The sequence below is a fragment of the Mesorhizobium sp. M1A.F.Ca.IN.022.07.1.1 genome (genome assembly GCF_003997575.1).
Taxonomy (GTDB): domain Bacteria; phylum Pseudomonadota; class Alphaproteobacteria; order Rhizobiales; family Rhizobiaceae; genus Mesorhizobium.
The window spans coordinates 1-18145 of sequence record NZ_RZST01000086.1 but is presented as its reverse complement, the minus strand read 5'-3'; the positions used below and the strand labels follow the sequence as shown (position 1 = coordinate 18145).

At 64.1% G+C, this 18145-nt stretch carries 17 protein-coding genes and 1 pseudogene; 9 read left to right on the top strand and 9 right to left on the bottom strand.

From position 1 onward, the window contains the following. Positions 1–386, top strand: a 386-nt coding sequence (locus EOA75_RS12585; protein ID WP_127324356.1) for a DinB family protein, incomplete at its 5' end; no start/stop codon positions are given. Here EOA75_RS12585 and EOA75_RS12580 read toward each other — a convergent pair. From EOA75_RS12580 to hppD, 3 genes are all read right to left on the bottom strand, one after another. Continuing rightward, the gene (locus EOA75_RS12580) at positions 353–727 is read right to left on the bottom strand and encodes a type II toxin-antitoxin system VapC family toxin (protein ID WP_067329839.1); all 375 of its coding nucleotides are present in this window, start codon (positions 725–727) and stop codon (positions 353–355) included. The two genes, EOA75_RS12585 and EOA75_RS12580, sit on opposite strands and share 34 nt — an antisense overlap. Beyond that, positions 724–951, bottom strand: coding sequence for a type II toxin-antitoxin system prevent-host-death family antitoxin (locus EOA75_RS12575; RefSeq protein ID WP_095778578.1), 228 nt, complete (start codon positions 949–951; stop codon positions 724–726). The genes EOA75_RS12580 and EOA75_RS12575 overlap by 4 nt, the downstream gene beginning before the upstream one ends. A gap of 66 nt (positions 952–1017) precedes the next feature. Further along, the gene (gene hppD, locus EOA75_RS12570) at positions 1018–2133 is read right to left on the bottom strand and encodes a 4-hydroxyphenylpyruvate dioxygenase (RefSeq protein WP_067329845.1); all 1116 of its coding nucleotides are present in this window, start codon (positions 2131–2133) and stop codon (positions 1018–1020) included. 138 nt (positions 2134–2271) lie between these two features. On the opposite strand from hppD, the gene EOA75_RS12565 reads away from it, so the two are divergent. Continuing rightward, a complete protein-coding gene (locus EOA75_RS12565; RefSeq protein WP_059187534.1) occupies positions 2272–2739 on the top strand; it encodes an Lrp/AsnC family transcriptional regulator in 468 nt (155 codons plus the stop codon). Positions 2740–2816: 77 nt separating this feature from the next. On the opposite strand, the gene EOA75_RS12560 is transcribed toward EOA75_RS12565, so the two are convergent. The 4 genes from EOA75_RS12560 to aztA form a co-directional block, all read right to left on the bottom strand. Then, positions 2817–3155, bottom strand: a complete 339-nt coding sequence (locus EOA75_RS12560; protein WP_067000965.1) for a TIGR01244 family sulfur transferase — start codon at positions 3153–3155, stop codon at positions 2817–2819. Between the two features lie 144 nt (positions 3156–3299). Further along, the gene (gene aztC, locus EOA75_RS12555) at positions 3300–4241 is read right to left on the bottom strand and encodes a zinc ABC transporter substrate-binding protein AztC (RefSeq protein WP_127215372.1); all 942 of its coding nucleotides are present in this window, start codon (positions 4239–4241) and stop codon (positions 3300–3302) included. A 25-nt stretch (positions 4242–4266) separates the two neighbouring features. Then, positions 4267–5142 carry a zinc ABC transporter permease AztB gene (aztB, locus tag EOA75_RS12550; protein WP_067000522.1) on the bottom strand — a complete coding sequence of 292 codons (876 nt, stop codon included), beginning with the start codon at positions 5140–5142 and terminating at the stop codon, positions 4267–4269. Next, on the bottom strand, positions 5142–5960 hold the full coding sequence (gene aztA / locus EOA75_RS12545) for a zinc ABC transporter ATP-binding protein AztA (protein ID WP_127324355.1): 819 nt from the start codon (positions 5958–5960) through the stop codon (positions 5142–5144). The genes aztB and aztA overlap by 1 nt, the downstream gene beginning before the upstream one ends. Positions 5961–6189: 229 nt before the next feature. Between aztA and EOA75_RS12540 the strand changes: the two genes are divergently transcribed. Further along, positions 6190–6534 (top strand): RidA family protein, encoded by a 345-nt coding sequence (locus tag EOA75_RS12540; protein WP_127324354.1) that lies wholly within the window; start codon positions 6190–6192, stop codon positions 6532–6534. A gap of 51 nt (positions 6535–6585) precedes the next feature. Here the strand turns inward: EOA75_RS12540 and hutC are convergent, their stop codons facing one another. Beyond that, a complete protein-coding gene (hutC, locus tag EOA75_RS12535; protein ID WP_095824772.1) occupies positions 6586–7332 on the bottom strand; it encodes a histidine utilization repressor in 747 nt (248 codons plus the stop codon). A gap of 5 nt (positions 7333–7337) precedes the next feature. Next, the gene (locus tag EOA75_RS12530) at positions 7338–8693 is read right to left on the bottom strand and encodes a formimidoylglutamate deiminase (RefSeq protein ID WP_127324353.1); all 1356 of its coding nucleotides are present in this window, start codon (positions 8691–8693) and stop codon (positions 7338–7340) included. Positions 8694–8791: 98 nt separating this feature from the next. Here EOA75_RS12530 and hutI point away from each other — a divergent pair, with 98 nt between their 5' ends. The 6 genes and pseudogenes from hutI to EOA75_RS12500 all read left to right on the top strand — a co-directional run. After that, positions 8792–10021 (top strand): imidazolonepropionase, encoded by a 1230-nt coding sequence (hutI, locus tag EOA75_RS12525; protein ID WP_164747363.1) that lies wholly within the window; start codon positions 8792–8794, stop codon positions 10019–10021. Further along, positions 10018–11553, top strand: coding sequence for a histidine ammonia-lyase (gene hutH / locus EOA75_RS12520; RefSeq protein ID WP_127324351.1), 1536 nt, complete (start codon positions 10018–10020; stop codon positions 11551–11553). The genes hutI and hutH overlap by 4 nt, the downstream gene beginning before the upstream one ends. A 220-nt stretch (positions 11554–11773) precedes the next feature. Then, complete coding sequence (gene hutG / locus EOA75_RS12515) at positions 11774–12589, top strand: N-formylglutamate deformylase (protein ID WP_095783201.1); 816 nt, start codon at positions 11774–11776, stop codon at positions 12587–12589. Between the two features lie 37 nt (positions 12590–12626). Beyond that, the gene (hutU, locus tag EOA75_RS12510; protein ID WP_127324350.1) at positions 12627–14297 is read left to right on the top strand and encodes a urocanate hydratase; all 1671 of its coding nucleotides are present in this window, start codon (positions 12627–12629) and stop codon (positions 14295–14297) included. A gap of 4 nt (positions 14298–14301) precedes the next feature. After that, entirely contained in the window at positions 14302–14889 is a 588-nt protein-coding gene (locus EOA75_RS12505; RefSeq protein WP_095801236.1) for a HutD family protein, read from the top strand. 270 nt (positions 14890–15159) lie between these two features. Continuing rightward, positions 15160–18145: pseudogene (locus tag EOA75_RS12500) on the top strand (protein ndvB); the annotation flags it as partial.

Genomic DNA, 18145 nt, shown 5'->3' with positions numbered 1-18145 from the left:
CCGGTGGCGGCCTCGGTGCTGCGGCCTATGACGACTTCATACCGTTTGACGATGCGTCAAGCCTGGCGGAAGCGCAGGCCGACTTCGACCGAAGACTTGTCGCTTTCTGCGACAGCCTGTCCGAGCTTGATCTCGACCGCCGCGTCCTCACCGATCGACGCGAGGACGGCATGATCCCCGAAAAGATCGGCGACATCCTCGCCCATGTCTTCCTGCACGACATCCACCATCGCGGCCAAGTGCACGCGATGCTGTCGGGCACCTCGGTCTCCCCACCGCAATTGGATGAGTTTTTGCTCGATTATGATCTGAAGCTCAGGCAGGCGGAAGTCGAGCGGCTGGGGATTGCGGATCAGGCCAGCGTGACATCATACGCTGAAAAATGACGGTCCGCTGAAATCAACGTAAGGCCTTCAATTTGCGCTTGTGCAATGAGCTGGCGGTCGAAGGGATCGCGATGGTGGAGCGGCAGATGCTCGAGCCGTTCTGCGTGTAGTTCGTTCACACTGAGGATCGGAATACCGTTCGACCGCAAGATTTCCGATATATTGCCTGCGAACGTGACCTTGCCGAGCGATTTTTTGATGGCGATTTCTGCCACGGAAATGGCGCTGACGATGACATCTTCGCCGGCAAGGAAGATGTCACGATGGTGATCCGAAAGGCGTGAATCCGCGTTGAGAACCCAAAGCAGAATATGGGTATCGACCAGATATTTGCGGCTCATTTGATGTACTCGTCCCATTCGGGACCGAGTTCATCGAAATCATCCGAAATGCGAATCTGGCCTTTCAAAGCCCCGAACAAACCTTTGCTCCCGCCAGGCCGGGCGGGAGCGCTCAAAGTTGCCACGATTTCCCCGTGCCGGGTCAGATGGATCTCTTCACCAGCTTGGGCACGCTTCACCAGCTCAGAGAGCTGAGCCTTCGCTTTTGCCATCGGAACGTTCATTGCTCGACCTTTCTGACCATAATTTAGGTCATAATTGGTCGGGCCGCAACCGAGCGTAAGCAGGCGCTACGCCGCCCTGCCGTCCACCTTCAGCACGCCGCGCTTGATCTGGTCCTGCTCGATCGACTCGAACAGCGCGCGGAAATTCCCTTCGCCAAAACCTTCGTCGCCCTTCCTTTGGATGAATTCGAAGAAGATCGGCCCGATCACCGTCTTCGAAAAGATCTGCAGCAGGATCTTGGTCATACCGCCGTCTACGACGCCTTCGCCGTCGATCAGGATGCCGTGCTTCTTCATGCGCTCGATCGGCTCGTCATGGCCGTACACGCGCTCACGCGACATCTCGTAATAGGTGTCGGGCGGGCCGGGCATGAACTTCAGACCGTTGGCGGCAAGCTTGTCGGTGGCATCGTAGATCGCATCGGTGCCGACAGCGATGTGCTGGATACCCTCGCCGTTGTACTTCTTCAAATACTCGGCGATCTGGCTGGTTTCGTCCTTGGACTCGTTGAGCGGAATGCGGATCTTGCCGCAGGGCGAGGTGATCGCCCGGCTGACCAATCCGGTGATCCTGCCGTCGATGTCGAAGAAATGGATCTGCTTGAAGCCGAACAGGTCGCGGTAGAAGTCCCACCACTTGTCCATGTTGCCGCGATAGACATTGTGGGTCAGGTGGTCGAGATAGTAGAAGCCGACGCCTTCGGGTTTCGAATTGCGCTCGCCCAGCCACTCGAACTCAGCATCGTAAGCCGAGCCCTTGTCGCCATAGGTTTCGATGAAATAGAGGAGCGATCCGCCGATGCCGACGATCGCCGGCGCGTCGAGCGCCTTGTCGGTGCCCTCATAGGGCACAGCACCCTTCGACACGGCATGGTCGAAGGCATGCTTGGCATCGACCACGCGCCACGCCATCGAGGCGGCGCAGGGGCCGTGCTTTTCGACGAATTTCATCGCATGCGAGCCTGGCTCGGCATTGACGACATAGTTGATGTCGCCCTGGCGCCAGACGGTGATGTCCTTGGTGCGGTGCTTCGCCACCGCGACATAGCCCATGCGGGCGAAGAGCTCGGCGAGTTTTGCCGGGTCTGAATGCGCGAACTCGACGAATTCGAAGCCGTCGGTGCCGGCGGGATTCGCCTTGCTGATCTTGGCGGGCGGGGCGTCATGCGGGAAGGGGCCCATGGCAGTCCTCCGAAAGCTGTTAAGGCCGTGCTTGGCCAGCTTTCACTATAATAACGCTGGACGGCTGCATGGTGCTTGCATTCAACCGCCTGGAATGCCCATCATGTGCGCAGATTGTGCATGATTGGGGAGAAAATCATGGATGATGCGCGCCTTGATCAATTTGACCGCAAGATACTGGCGCTCCTGCAGGGCGATGCGCGGCTCACTAACAACGACCTTTCGGAGCGTGTGAACCTGTCGGCCTCGCAATGCTCGCGCCGCCGCCAGCGGCTGGAGGAAGATGGCTATATCAGGGGCTATCGCGCCGTGCTCGACCGCGACCGTCTCGGCTTTTCGCTGGTCAATGTGATTTCGGTGACCTTGGCCACCCACAACCGCGACAATGCCCGCCGCTTCGGCGAGCTGGTGGCGCGGCTACCCGAGGTGCAGGAAGCGCACGCGCTGACCGGCGAGATGGATTACATCCTGAAGGTGGTGACGCCCGATCTCAAATCGCTTTCCGAGTTCGTCAACGGCGTGCTGCTGCCGCATGAATCGGTGCAGCACGTCAAGACAGCGATCGTGCTGGAAACGTTGAAAGAGACCGGCGCGCTGCCGATTTAGTTTGCGGAGATCTTTGTTGGATGCGACGGCGACGGAACGCGAACCTGCGGAATTGGCTCTCGCCAATGCGCAAGCTTTCACCCCCGCTGCTGCTGGATCAGCCCATAGAGGTTGGTGCAGCGCGCGCCGGAGCGGCAATAGGCGAAGACTGGGCCTTCGAGCTCGTCGAGCGCCTCGGCCTGATCCTCGACATTGTCCATGGTGAGCTGGCCGCTGATCACCGGGATGTAGCGGAAGGCGAGCCCCGCAGCTTCCGCGGCCGCCTTGACGCTGTCGGCAGAGGGCTGGCCGGGCTGCTCGTCGTCCGGCCGGTTGCAGATGACGCTCTTGAAGCCGGCGTCCTTGATGGCAACGATGTCCTCGGGCTGGATCTGCCCCGAGACCGAATAGTCTTCGCTGATCTGGCGGTATTCCATAGCGTCGTCCTCGCAATCCTTGGCCGCAGTCATGCCACCGCGCGGCATTGGCGGCAATCCGTAGCACCGGATCTCTCTGCCAAATAGAGAGTGCGGGGCGGAAAATCCAACCGGGCCGATTTTAGCCCGGTTGGATGATGCCGCTTAGCTTCCGAGCAGCGCGCCTTTGAACTGCTCGATGTTGTTGTGCATCATGTCGATATAAGTCGAGGCCGGGCCGTCGGGCGGCGACAGCGCATCGGAATAGAGCGTGCCGCCGACCTTGATGCCGGTCTCGCTGGCGATCTGCTCGATGAGCCTGGGGTTGGTGATGTTCTCGATGAAGATCGCCGCCGCCTTGTCCTGCTTGACCTGGTTGACCAGCTTGGCCACGTCGGCGGCCGAAGGCTCGGAATCGGTCGAGATGCCTTGCGGAGCAAGGAAGGTCAGGCCGTATGCATGCTCGAAATAGCCGAAGGCGTCGTGCGAGGTGATGACGACGCGCTTGGCCTCGGGGATCGCCTGGATCGCCGCGGTCACTTCGCCCTCCAACGCGTCGAGCTTCTGCGTGTAAGCGGCGGCATTGGCCTTGTAGCTGTCGCAGCCCGCGCTATCGGCGGCGCAGAATGCATCGGCGATATTCTTCACGTAGATCTTGGCATTGGCAATCGACTGGAAGGCGTGCGGGTCGTTGACCGTCTTGCCGCCGCCGGTGCCGGCGCCTTCGGCCGCGTCGGCATCGGCGAATTCCGGCTTGAAGGCGATCGGCGTCACGCCCTTGGTCAGCGTCACGATCGTCGCCTTGGTGGCGCTGGTGTCGACCAGGCGCTGCAAAAAGCCTTCGAAATGCAGACCGTTGACCAGCACGACATCGGCGCCGGCCATCGCCACCGCATCGGCGGGGGTCGGCTCGTAGACATGCGCGTCGCCGTCCGGGCCGACGATGGTGGTGATGTTGACGCGGTCGCCGCCGACATTTTTCGCAAAGTCAGCGATCACCGTGAAGCTCGCCACCACCTTGAGCGGCGCCGCAAAAGCGGACGATGTGGCGAAAGCGCTTAATGTTATAACGCTCAGCGCCAGGGCGGCGCGGAAGGATTTCAACATTGGGAAGAGTCTCCTTGCTTGGGGATTAAGCTGTGCGGTGGCGGTGATGCACGATACGGGCGCGCAGCGCGCCGCGCGTGCCGAACAGGATCGAGCAGAAATAAACGACGCCGGCCGAAAGGATGATAGCCGGGCCGGACGGCAGTGAGGCGTGATAGGACAAAAGCAGTCCGGCTATGCAGGAGGCAAAGCCGATCAGCACCGCCAGCGCGCACATCGGCTCGACGCGAACCGTCCAGAAGCGGGCGGCGGCGGCCGGCAGCATCATCAGCCCGACCGAGAGCAGCGTGCCCAGCGCCTGGAAACCGCCGACGAGGTTGAGCACGACCAGCCCAAGAAAGATGAAATGGACCGGGCTGCCCATGCGGCTCACCGAGCGCAGGAACAGCGGATCGAGGCATTCGGCGACCAGCGCCCGCCAGAAGATGGCGAGGCAGGCGAGCGTCACAACCACGATGCCGCAGATCAGGATCAGCGCCTCGTTGTTGAGCGCCAGCACGGTGCCGAACAGCACATGCATCAGGTCGACGCTCGAGCCGCGGATCGACACCATAAGCACGCCGATGGCGAGCGAGATCAGATAGAAGGCCGCCATCGAGGCGTCCTCGCGCTGGATGGTGAAGCGCGAAACCGCCCCTGCGCCGAGCGCGACGATGATGCCGGCGATCAGCCCGCCGACGGTCATCGGCAGGATCTCGAGGCCATAGAACAGGAAGCCCGCGGCGGCACCGGGCAGGATGGCGTGCGCCATTGCGTCGCCCGACAGGCTCATGCGCCTGAGCATCAGGAAGACGCCGACCGGGCAGGCGCCGAGCGACAGCATCAGCGAGCCGAACAGCGCCCGTTGCATGAAGGCGAAATCGGCGAAGGGCTGGATGAACAGGCCGTAGAGAAACTCCATCACGCCGCCCTCGGTCCGGAGCCATGGCCGTGATGATGATCATGCGCGTGCGCGTGGTCATGATGTTCGTGGTCATGGCCATGGTCATCGGGCTCGCACCAGGGCGCGTTCTCTTCCCAGGCCTCGTGAAAACGCCGCGCCTTGAGCAGGTTTTCAGGCCTGAGCGTCTGTTTTGTGTCGCCCCAGGCGACAGGCTGGCGGGCGAGCAGCAGCGTCTTCGGAAAATTCCGCCGCACGAGATCGAGGTCGTGGACGACCACCATGATCGTGCGCTCCTCGCCATGCCAGCGCTTTATCAGCTGGATGAGGTCGCCGACGGTCTTGGCGTCGACGGCATTGAACGGCTCGTCGAGCAGGATGAGGTCGGCATCCTGCAACAGCACGCGGGCAAACAACGTGCGCTGCAGCTGACCCCCGGAGAGCGTGTGGATCGGCCGCTTCTCGAAGCCGCCGAGCCCGACCGCCATCAGCGCCTTGCTGACCGACTCGCGATCCTCTTTGGTGTAGCGTCCGAGCATGCCGCGCTTCGGCCACAGGCCAAGCGAGACCAGGTCGACCACCCGCGCCGGGAAGCTGCGGTCGAGCTCCGACTGCTGCGGCAGATAAGCGGTGCGCACGCCGGGCGCGCGGACAACCGTGCCCTCCATCGGCTTCAGCACGCCGACAATGCCCTTCATCAGCGTCGACTTGCCCGAGCCGTTGGCGCCGACGACGGCAGTCAGCGAGCCTTTTCGGACCGTGCCGTTGAGGTGATGAATGGCCGGATGGCTGTTGTAACCGAGCGTCAGGTCGCGGAAGGTCAGGCAGGCATTTGTCATCAGGCGTTCCGGATCGGACACGAATTCGAGAGCACTCGTCGATATGTGATGTTATTACATTAGTCAACATGCCGGTTCGGCAGAATTGTGTCCAGATCGGTCAACTCGCCGTGTACACGGAAGCGGTCCGGAGCCGATAAATTGGCTCAATCGGTTTCGCGCCGGTCGGCCTTGCCCGGAGCCGGCACGAACTCTAAACAGGCGCGACCCTAGAAAGAAGGAACCTCCCATGAGCATTCGTCGTATCGATGTCGGCCCGCGCATGAGCCAGATCGTCATTCACGGCAACACTGTCTATCTGGCCGGCCAAGTCGGTGAGCCCGGCGGCAACGTCGCCTCGCAGACTCGCGACATCCTGAAGACCATCGACGAATTGCTGGCCAAGGCTGGCAGCGACAAGACCAAGATCGTGCAGGCGATCATCTGGCTGGCCGACATGGGCACCTTCGCCGAGATGAATTCGGAGTGGGACAAGTGGGTGCCGCAAGGCCACACGCCCGCCCGCGCCACCGGCGAAGCCAAGCTCGCCACCCCGGAATATCTGGTCGAGATCATTATCACGGCGGCGCTGTAAGGCGCTGGATCCGCCAATCTTCCCCTCGTGGGCCCGCGAGGGGAAGATCGCTCATCCCTGCGAAGGCGTGAACCGCGCCACAAGCGTGTGGCTTTCCGCCGGATAGATGAAGCGCACATGCGTGACCGGATGCTCGGCGCTCCAGGTGCGGCGCTCGACCACCAGGCAGGGCGCACCGGGATCGATGTCGAGCGTGTCGGCGATAGTTTCGTCAGCCGCCATGGCGCGGATACGGTGCTCGGCCTCGCTCCACGGCACGCGGCCGATCAGCCAGGGGCCGGGCGCGATGTCGAGAAATTCTTCCTCGCTGGCCTCGCCCACCGCCGAAAGATTGATCAGGCGCTGCTCGAGCGCGAATGGCCGTTCGCCGGCAAAATGCAGCCCCTCCAGCCAAAGCACTGGACCCGTGGCAGATAGCCCAAGCAGCGACCGATCCTCGGCATTGCCGCGTCGTTTCATGCGCTCCAGCCGTTCATAACGATAGGGCAGGCCAAGCGCCTCGACCTCGATCCTGATGTCGTGCAGCTCCAGCACCGCCGCCTGCGACTGCGGCTGGCGCACGAAGCTGCCCGAGCGGCGGCGGCGCTCGATCAACCCCGCCTTCGCGAGCTGCGACAGCGCCTTGTTCACAGTCATGCGCGAACAATCATACTGAGCCGTCAGCTCGTGCTCGAACGGGATGCGGTGGCCGGGCGCCCATGCACCCGACAGGATTTTTTCCCGGATGTCGGACAGGATCCGCTGGTGCAGCGACAGGGTCTCGCCGTCTTCCATCTCTGCCGTTTCGGTCATGCTCATCGGGATCAGCCCTCGGAAAGCGCCATCATCACTTTGCGGAAGCGCCCGGCGACCGCCTCGCGTTTGACATGCCTGCCGCCGCTCACTTGCTTCTTGCCATGCACCCAGACACAATCGACCTTGCTGCCATTGGCAAAGATCCAGGCGTCGAGGATGGCATCGCCCGCCTTGCCGGCAAGTGAGGGATGACCGGCGTCGAGCGAGACGAAATCGGCGGGCCTGCCGACGGCGAGGGTTGAGGGGCCGTCGCCGAGCGCGATGCTGCCGCCATCGAGCGCGGCATCGAACAGCGCACGACCGGTAGAGCCGCCGGCGCGCGCCAGCACATTGCGAGCGCGGTGGGCGAGGCGCTGCGAATATTCGAGCTGCCGAAGCTCGTCCGGCAGGCCGATCAGCACATTGGAGTCGGAGCCGACGCCGAAGCGGCCGCCATGTTCGATGAACAAGGGGGCGGCGAAAGTGCCGTCGCCGAGATTGGACTCGGTGATCGGGCAGAGCCCAGCGACGGCGCCGCTCTTGGCCATGGCGATCGTCTCGGCCTCGGTCATATGCGTGGCGTGGATCAGGCACCAGCGCCTGTCCACCTCAGCATGTCCGAGCAGCAACTCGACCGGACGCTTGCCTGACCAGGCGATGCAGTCCTCGATTTCCTTCACCTGCTCGGCGACATGGATGTGGATCGGCCCGTTCGGCGCCATTGCGGCAACCGCGTTGAGTTCGTCCGGCGTTGCGGCGCGCAGGCTGTGCGGCGCGACGCCGACGACGGCTTGCTCCAGCGAGCGAACGCCCTCGCGAGTTTTCTCAAGCAGACGTCCGAAGCGTTCGACATCATTGATGAATCGCCGCTGGCCTTCGTTGGGAGCAGCGCCGCCGAAGGCCGAATGGGCATAGAAGACTGGCAGCAGGGTCAGCTCGATGCCGGTGTCGGCGGCGGCAGAAGCAATGCGCTCCGCCATCTCGGCGATGTTGGCATAAGGCTGCCCGTCGCGGTCGTGGTGCAGATAGTGGAACTCGCCGACGCGCGAAAAACCGGCTTCCAGCATCTCCACATAAAGCTGCGCCGCGACCGCCTCGACCTGGTCCGGCGTCATCGACAGCGCGAAGCGGTACATCACCTCGCGCCAGCTCCAGAAACTGTCGGCCGAGGGACCGCGCAGTTCGGCAAGCCCCGCCATGCCGCGCTGGAAGGCGTGGCTGTGCAGGTTGGGCATGCCGGGCAGGACGATCGCGTGGCGTTCGTCGCCGGCGTGCGCCGAAGAGCCCGCTTCGACTGCAGAGATACGGCCGCCCTCGAATGCGATCCTCACATTGCCCCGCCAACCGCCGGGCAGCAGCGCCTGTTCCGCAAAGATCACCGTCACGTCCAAACTCCCAATCCGAAAGCCCGAGCGACATTAACACTTGCGTCGCGTTCCAATATGTATATACATAATCGTCATCCTTTCAAATGGAAAAGATGATGGGTGGAGCAAACGGAAAGAGCGGCCTTCGTCTGTGGCGCAATGCGCGCCTGGCGACCATGGCCGAGGGTGCTCCCGGTCTCGGCATCGTCGAGAAAGGTGCGATCGCCGCGCGCGACGGGCTGATCGTCTATGCCGGATCGGAGGCCGACCTGCCGGCAGCCGCCGGGCAGGGCGCCGAAACGGTCGATTGCCAGGGCCGCTGGATCACCCCCGGCCTGATCGATTGCCACACCCACCTTGTCTATGCAGGCAACCGCGCCAACGAATTCGAGATGCGCTTGGCCGGCGCCACGTATGAGGAGGTGGCGAGGGCAGGGGGTGGCATTGTCTCCTCGGTCAAGTCGCTGCGCGCCGCGAGCGAAGACGAGCTCGTCTCCCAGACGCTGCCCCGCCTCGACGCGCTGATGGCCGAGGGCGTCACGACCGTCGAGGTCAAGTCCGGCTACGGCCTCGATGCCGACAATGAAAAAAAGTCGCTGCGCGCTGCCCGCCGTCTGGCCAGTGAGCGTCCAATCACGATCCTTACGACCTGTCTCGCCGCCCATGCGCTGCCGCCTGAAGCCAGGGGCGACAAGGACGCTTTCATCGATCTCGTCGCCGGCACGATCCTCCCGGCGGTTGCCGCCGAAAAGCTCGCGCACGCCGTCGACGGTTTTTGCGAGGGCATTGCCTTCTCACCGGAACAGATCGCGCGCGTCTTCGATAAGGCGAAAGCGCTTGGCCTGCCGGTGAAGCTTCACGCCGACCAGTTGTCCAACCTGCATGGCGCCGCGCTTGCCGCGCGCTACGGCGCGCTGTCGGCTGATCACCTGGAATACACCGATGAGGAGGGCGCCGCGGCGATGGCCGGGTCCGGCACCGTCGCGACGATCCTGCCCGGCGCCTACTATTTCATCCGCGAGACCAAGAGGCCGCCGGTCGAGCTGTTCCGCCGGCATGGCGTGACGATGGCGGTCGCCACCGACTCCAATCCCGGTACCTCGCCGCTCACCTCGCTGCTGCTCACCATGAACATGGCCGCGACGCTCTTTGGCCTGACCGTCGACGAATGCCTCGCCGGCGTCACCCGCGAGGCCGCGCGTGCGCTGGGGCTTCTCGACAGGACCGGCACGCTGGAAGCCGGCAAATCGGCCGACCTTGCCGTCTGGGATATCGAGCGTCCGGCCGAACTTGTCTACCGCATGGGCTTCAATCCGCTCCATGCCCGCATCTGGAGAGGACAATGACCGAACTGATCCTGAAGCCCGGCAGCGCAACGCTTGCCGACTGGCGCGCCATCTATCGCGGCGCCGTGCCGAAGCTCGACGATTCCTGCCGGCCGAAGATCAAGGCCAGCGCCGAAGCCGTCGCCCGCATCGTCGCCAAAGGCGAGCCGGTCTACGGCATCAACACCGGCTTCGGTAAGCTCGCCAGCGTTCGCATTCCGGCAAACGATCTTGAAACGCTGCAACGCAACATCGTGCTTTCCCATGCCGCGGGCGTCGGCGAACCGATGCCGGCCCCCGTGGTGCGGCTGATGATGGCGTTGAAGCTGGCGAGCCTCGCCCAGGGCGCTTCCGGCGTGCGCGCCGAGACCATCGACCTGCTCCAGGGGATGCTCGCCAACGACGTCATTCCGGTGGTGCCGGCGCAAGGTTCGGTCGGCGCCTCGGGCGACCTCGCGCCGCTCGCGCATATGACGGCCGTGATGATCGGCGTCGGTGAATGTTTTACCCCGCATGGCCGCTTCCCGGCCAAGGTTGCCTTCGTCTCGCATGGGCTGGAACCGGTCACGCTCGGGGCCAAGGAAGGCCTGGCGCTGCTCAACGGCACCCAGTTCTCGACCGCCTTCGCGCTCGCCGCCCTGTTCGAAGCCGAGACGCTCTACCAGTCGGCGCTGGTCGCCGGCGCGCTGTCGACCGATGCTGCCCGCGGCTCCGACGCGCCTTTCGATCCGCGTATTCATCTGTTGCGCAAGCATCGCGGCCAGATCGAGACCGCGGACGCGTTGCGCGATCTGATGGCCGGCAGCGCCATTCGTGAATCGCACCGTGTCGGTGACGAGCGCGTGCAGGATCCATACTGCCTGCGGTGCCAGCCGCAGGTGATGGGCGCCGCGCTCGACGTCCTGCGCAAGGCGGCCGACACGCTCGAGACCGAAGCCAACGGCGTCACCGACAACCCGCTGATCTTCGCCGAGGACGACACCGCGCTCTCGGGCGGCAACTTTCACGCCGAGCCGGTGGCCTTTGCCGCCGACATGATCGCGCTTGCCGTGTGCGAGATCGGCTCGCTGTCTGAGCGCCGCATCGCCATGCTGGTCGATCCGGCGCTCTCCGGCATGCCGGCTTTCCTGACGCCGAAGCCTGGCCTCAATTCCGGTTTCATGATCCCGCAGGTGACGGCGGCGGCGCTCGTTTCGGAAAACAAGCAGAAGGCCTATCCGGCGAGCGTCGATTCCATCCCGACCTCGGCCAACCAGGAAGACCATGTCTCGATGGCTGCCCACGGCGCGCGCCGCCTGCTCGGCATGATCGAGAACGCAACGGCCGTCATCGGCATCGAGCTGTTGGCAGCCGCGCAGGGCTGCGATTTCCACGCCCCGCTCGCCTCGAGCGAAGCGCTGGAAACGGTGCGCAAGCTGGTCCGAGCCGAGGTGCCGCATCTCGACAACGACCGGCATTTCCACCCCGACATGGAAAAGGCGATCGCCCTGGTGCGCAGCGGTGCTGCGGTGAAGGCGGTGGGAGCGGTGGCGCTGCCGGGGATTGCGTCATGAGATTGAATGCTCTGATAGGTCGCGATCCTTCACGCCCCCCTCTGTCCTGCCGGACATCTCCCCCACAAGGGGGGAGATTGGCAACTTTGGCGCCCCGCTCCTTCTTGCAACGTGGACGATTGGCGAAAGCCGGCGTGATATCTGATCTCCCCCCTCGTGGGGGAGATGTCCGGCAGGACAGAGGGGGGCGCCGTAGAGCTCCAACCCGTGGAGAGCTCCAATGACCACGCCCTGGCTCACCATCACACGCGGTACGGCGCCGCTGCTGGTCTCGATCCCGCACACCGGCATAGATCTTGCGGGCCTCGACAGCCGGTTGGTCTCGCCGTGGCTCGGCCGCCGCGACTGCGACTGGTGGATCGACAAGCTGTACGACTTCGCGAACGATCTTGGCGCCACGGTCGTCCACACCGCCATCTCGCGCACCGTCATCGACGTCAACCGCGACCCCTCCGGCGTCTCGCTTTATCCTGGACAGGCGACGACCACGCTCTGCCCCACCGACACGTTTGATGGCGACCCGCTCTACCGCATGGGCGAGGAGCCGACGCCGTCCGAGATCGACCGGCGCCGCGAGACTTACTTCGCGCCTTACCATGCCGCACTGCAGGCTGAGATCGACCGGCTGCGCGGCATGCATGAGAAGATCGTGCTGTATGATTGCCATTCGATCCGCTCGGTGCTGCCGCGCCTGTTCGAAGGCACGCTGCCGGTGTTCAATCTCGGCACCAATGACGGCAAGAGCACCGAACCATCCCTGCAGGAAAAGGTAGCCGCCATCCTCGCGGCGAGCAGCCAGTCCTGGGTAGTCAATGGGCGCTTCAAGGGCGGCTGGATCACCAGAAGTTTCGGCCGGCCGCAGAGCGGCGTCCATGCGCTGCAGATGGAGCTCTCGAACCGCGGCTATATGCGCGAGCCGTCGGAAAAGGGCGCGCCAGACAACTGGCCGGTGCCTTACGACCCAACCTACGCGGCGCCGATCCGCGCCACGCTGAAAACCATTCTCGAAACCGCGATTGCCTGGGCCGCGCGCTGACGCTCCCGCCGCACCTGATCGAAAGGGAACTGCCGACATGACCGACCCTCGCCACAACATCCGTGAAGTCCGCGCGCCGCGCGGCGATAAGCTCAACGCCCGCTATTGGACGACCGAGGCGCCGCTGCGCATGTTGATGAACAATCTCGATCCGGAGGTCGCCGAGAACCCGAACGAGCTCGTGGTCTATGGCGGCATCGGCCGGGCGGCGCGCACCTGGAACGATTTCGACCGCATCGCCGCGTCGTTGAAAACGCTCGGCGAGGACGAGACGCTCTTGGTGCAGTCGGGCAAGCCGGTCGGCGTCTTTCGCACCCACAAGGACGCGCCGCGCGTCTTGATCGCCAATTCCAACATCGTGCCGCACTGGGCGACCTGGGAAAAATTCAACGACCTCGATAGGAAGGGCCTGATGATGTACGGCCAGATGACGGCCGGTTCCTGGATCTATATCGGCACGCAAGGCATCGTTCAGGGCACCTACGAGACCTTCGTCGAGGCCGGCCGCCAGCACTATGGCGGCAATCTCAAGGGCAAGTGGATCCTGACCGCCGGCCTCGGCGGCATGGGCGGCGCCCAGCCTCTGGCCGCTGTCATGGCCGGCGCCTCCTGCCTCGCCATCGAATGCAATCCGGACTCGATCGACTTCCGCTTGCGCACTCGCTACCTCGACGAGAAGGCCAAAACGCTCGACGAGGCGATGGAAATGATCGAGCGCTGGACCAAGGCCGGCGAGGCGAAGTCCGTCGGCCTGCTCGGCAATGCCGCCGAGATCGTGCCGGAGATGTTCAGGCGTGGGATCCGCCCCGATATCCTCACCGACCAGACCTCGGCGCATGACCCGATCAACGGCTATCTGCCCAAGGGCTGGACCATGGCCGAATGGCGCGAGAAGCGCGTCAGCGATCCGAAGGCGGTGGAGAAGGCGGCGCGCGCGTCGATGCGGGAGCATGTCGAGGCGATGGTGGCGTTCTGGAACGCCGGCGTGCCGACGCTCGACTACGGCAACAACATCCGCCAGGTCGCCAAGGACGAGGGTTTCGAAAATGCCTTCGCCTTCCCCGGCTTCGTGCCGGCTTACATCCGTCCGCTGTTCTGCCGCGGCATCGGCCCGTTCCGCTGGGCTGCGCTCTCGGGCGATCCGGAAGATATCTACAAGACCGACGCCAAGGTGCGCGAACTCACCCCCGGCAACACGCATCTGCATAATTGGCTCGACATGGCGCGCGAGCGCATCTCCTTCCAGGGCCTGCCGGCGCGCATCTGCTGGGTGGGGCTTGGCGACCGACATCGATTGGGGCTCGCCTTCAACGAAATGGTGGCCAAGGGCGAGCTCAAGGCGCCGGTCGTCATCGGCCGCGACCATCTCGATTCCGGCTCGGTCGCCTCGCCGAACCGCGAGACCGAGGCGATGAAGGATGGCTCCGACGCCATTTCCGACTGGCCGCTGCTCAACGCGCTGCTCAACACCGCGTCCGGCGCCACCTGGGTCTCGCTGCATCACGGCGGCGGCGTCGGCATGGGCTTCTCGCAACATGCCGGCATGGTGATCGTCGCCGACGGAACGCCTGACGCGGCCAGGCGCCTGGAGCGCGTGCTGTGGAACGACCCGGCGACCGGCGTCATGCGTCACGCCGATGCCGGTTACGACATCGCCATCGAGTGCGCGAAGGAGCACCAGCTCAACCTGCCGGGCATACTGGGTTGAGGCGATGCGCATCCTTCGTGCCGCCGGCTATCGCGTCATGCCGTGGAAGAACGGCGGCGGCACGACCACCGAGATCGCCGTCTCGCCTGATGGCGCCGGTCTCGAGGATTTCGACTGGCGCATCTCCATGGCGCGCGTCGAGACCAGCGGGCCATTCTCCAGCTTCGCCGGGGTCGACCGCACGCTGTCGGTGCTGGAAGGCGACGGCATTATGCTCGACATCGCCGCTCGACCGCCGGCGCGGCTGACGCCAGCCTCGGCGCCGCTTCCTTTTCCCGGCGACGTGCCGACCCGCGCCACGTTGATGGGCGGCCCGATCACCGATCTCAACGTCATGAGCCGCCGCGGCTGCATCAGCCATACGGTCGAGCGCTTGCCTGTTTCGGGTGAAGTCGAGATAAGGTCGACCGACGGCACGACGATTATCTTGCCGGTTGGCGGTGGCGTCACAGTCCTCACGGACACCGCTGCCAGCCTCGGACCGCTTGATGCGCTCGTCCTCGATCAGCAGAGCCGGAAACTGCGCCTCCAGCCTGAAGGGCATGAGCTGATTTTTGTGATCCGCCTGCGCGTCACCGCCGCCAATGGTTAACGGCTGTTGCCAAACATGATCGCGGCGCGGGCGAAATATCGCCTGGCCCCTTGCATGTATCACGAAAAAGCCTGAATCCTTTCCCTGATCGGACCCGGGGCGGGAAGCGAGGGGCGTTCGCCCTTGAGTTGTCGAAAGGGGACGCCCCTGTCATGGAGCGCAAACAAACTTTCGGCCGAACCTGCCATGCAACAGATTGCATTTGAACCGGTTTTAGGGCCATTGCCGTGGCGGTGACGCCGCATCGCGCCCCGCCTTACGGAATAATCAATGAACATCCAGACGAATCCCGCCAAGATCGAACAAACTAGTGCCGGCTTCCCGACCGTCACGGAAGCGCCGATACGCTCCAATTTCCTGCCGGAAGACCGGCTGCGCGCGCTGGGCGCAGCACTCGCCAAGGGCGATGTCAGGGACCTGTTCGGGCTTTCGCCGTTCGAATTCCAGGCCCGCATCCGCGATAGCGCCAAGAAGATTCTCGAAGTCTACCGTTCGACCAACGCCGCCCAGGCCAAGGGCGAGACGATCACGCCCGCGGCGCAATGGCTGCTCGACAACAACTACCTGGTCGAAGAGACCATATTTCAGGTCAAGCGCGATCTGCCGCGCCGTTTCTACCGCCAGTTGCCGACGCTCAAGCTTGCGGGCGGCACGGCGTTGCCGCGCGCCTTCGTCGTCGCCTGGAGCTATGTCGAGCATTCCGACAGCGCCGTCTCGGCGACCATGTTCAAGGCCATCGTCGAGGGCTTTCAATCGGTCGAGCCGCTGAAGATCGGCGAGCTCTGGGCGCTGCCGTCGCTGCTGCGCTTCGTGCTGATCGAAAACCTCCGACGCATCGCAGTGCGCGTCAACCGTACGAGAGAGATGCGCCAGATCGCCAACGAGGTCGCCGACCGGGTGCTGGCGACCGACGACAATGCCGACCGGACCAGGATCCTGTCGAGCTACGCCGCGCATGCGCAGGATACCACTTTCGCCACCCAGCTCCTTTATCGCCTGCGTGACGGTTCGCAGAACGCCGGCCGCGCGCTGGAATGGCTGGAGGGCGAGCTCGAGAAGACCGGCTCCGACGCCGAGGAGATCATCATCTCCGAGCATCAGACGCTGTCCAGCGGCAACGTCACCACCGGCAACATCATCCGCGGCCTGCGCCTCATCAACGACGTCGACTGGACGGTCTGGTTCGAGGGCGTCAGCCGCATCGACACGCTGCTGCGCGAGAAGACCGATTTCGCCGCGCTCGATTTCTTCTCGCGCGATCAGTATCGCACCGCGATCGAGCAGCTTGCGCGCCGCTCCGACCTTTCCGAATTCCGCGTCGCCGAAACGGCGATCGAGCTTGCAGGCCACATGCCTGGGGTCACCGATGCGTCCGGCGTGCCGGAAACTGCCGACCCCTCCGTGCATACCGATGTCGGCTTCTTCCTGGTCGGGCCGCGCCGGCCGGAGCTGGAACAGGCGATCGGCTATCGGGCTCCCTTCTATGTGACTTTCAAGCGCGCCTTTGCCGCCACCGGCTGGCTCGGCATCGTCGTGCCGGTCTTCCTGCTGACGGTGCTCCTGCTTGTGCTGTCCGGCAACGCGCTTGCCAATCTCGGCCTCTCGGCGGGGGCGATCACGCTGATGCTGGCTTTGTTCGCGGTGCCGGCAAGCGAAGGCGCGTTGGCCTTCTTCAACACCGTCGTGGCGCTCTTCCTCAAGCCGACGCGGCTAGTCGGCTATGACTATAAGCACGGCATCCCCGCCTCAGCGCGCACGCTGGTCGTCGTGCCTTCGCTCATCGGGTCGCGCGACGACGTCGAGGAAAACATCCGCAACATCGAGGTGCATCATCTCGCCAACACGGCAGAAGAGATCCATTTCGCGCTTTTGTCCGACTGGCCTGATTCCAAGACTGAGATCGACGCAGCCGACATCGAGATCCTGCAATATGCCCGCGACGAGATCGCCAGGCTGAACGCCCGCTATCCGTCGGAAGGTGCTCCGCGCTTCTATCTTCTGCATCGCCGCCGGCTCTACAATCAGGCCCAGGGCTGCTGGATGGGCTGGGAACGCAAGCGCGGCAAGCTGCACGAGCTCAACCTTCTGCTGCGCGGCGACAGCGACACCACCTTCCTGCCGCTCGATGTGCCGCTGCCGGACAAAGTCACCTATGTGATGACGCTCGACGCCGATACGCGCACCACGCGCGACGCCGTCTCGAGCCTTGTCGGCAAGCTCGCGCATCCGCTCAATCGTCCGCATTTCGATCCGGCAAAGCGCGTCGTTACAGCCGGCTACACCATCCTGCAGCCGCGCATCACCGCCTCGCTCACCAGCGGCGACGATGCCTCCTTCTTCCAGCGCGTCTTCTCGGCCAATCGCGGTCTCGACCCGTACGTCTTTGCCGTGTCCGACGTCTATCAGGACGTCTTCGGCGACGGCACTTTCACGGGCAAGGGCCTCTACCATATCGACGCCTTCGAAACGGCGCTGAAGGGCCGCATCGAGGAAAACACCATCCTCAGCCACGATTTGCTCGAAGGCGCCCTGGCGCGCGCCGCGCTCGTCACCGATGTCGAGCTGGTCGAGGACTATCCGACCCGCTACTCGGTCGACGCCTCACGCCACCACCGCTGGGCGCGCGGCGACTGGCAATTGCTCGGCTTCATGTTCGATCCGCGCTCTGGCGTTCCGGCACTGTCGCGCTGGAAGATGGTCGATAACCTCCGCCGCTCGGTGACCCCGATCTTCTGGGTGATGGCCTGTATCGCCGGCTGGACGCTGCTGCCGTTCACGCAGGCCGCGCAGTGGCAGGCGCTGATGATCCTCAGCCTGTTCATGGCCCCGACTTTCGACATCGTCAACGGCATCCTGCCGAAGAGCGGCGACCAGACGCCGCGCGGCCATTTCTCGGCGCTGGCGCGCGACACTGTGTTCGGCACCGCGCTGGTGGCGCTGAAGGTGCTTTTGATGGCGCACCTTGCCTGGATGATGGGCGATGCCATCGTCCGCACTCTTTACCGGCTCTTCGTCAGCCGCCAGAACCTTCTGGAGTGGCGCACCGCCTCGCAGGCGCACAAGACCGGCGGCAGCGATCTCGGCGCCTATTACAGCATGATGTATGGCGCCGTGATCATCGGCGTCGTCGGCCTTGCCGTTCCGGTGCTGGCCGATTCCACCGGCGCGTTCGTCGCCTTCTTCTTCGCGATTTTCTGGATCGGCTCGCCCGCCGTCGCCTGCTGGATCAGCCGCTCGGCCGAGACCGAGGACAGGC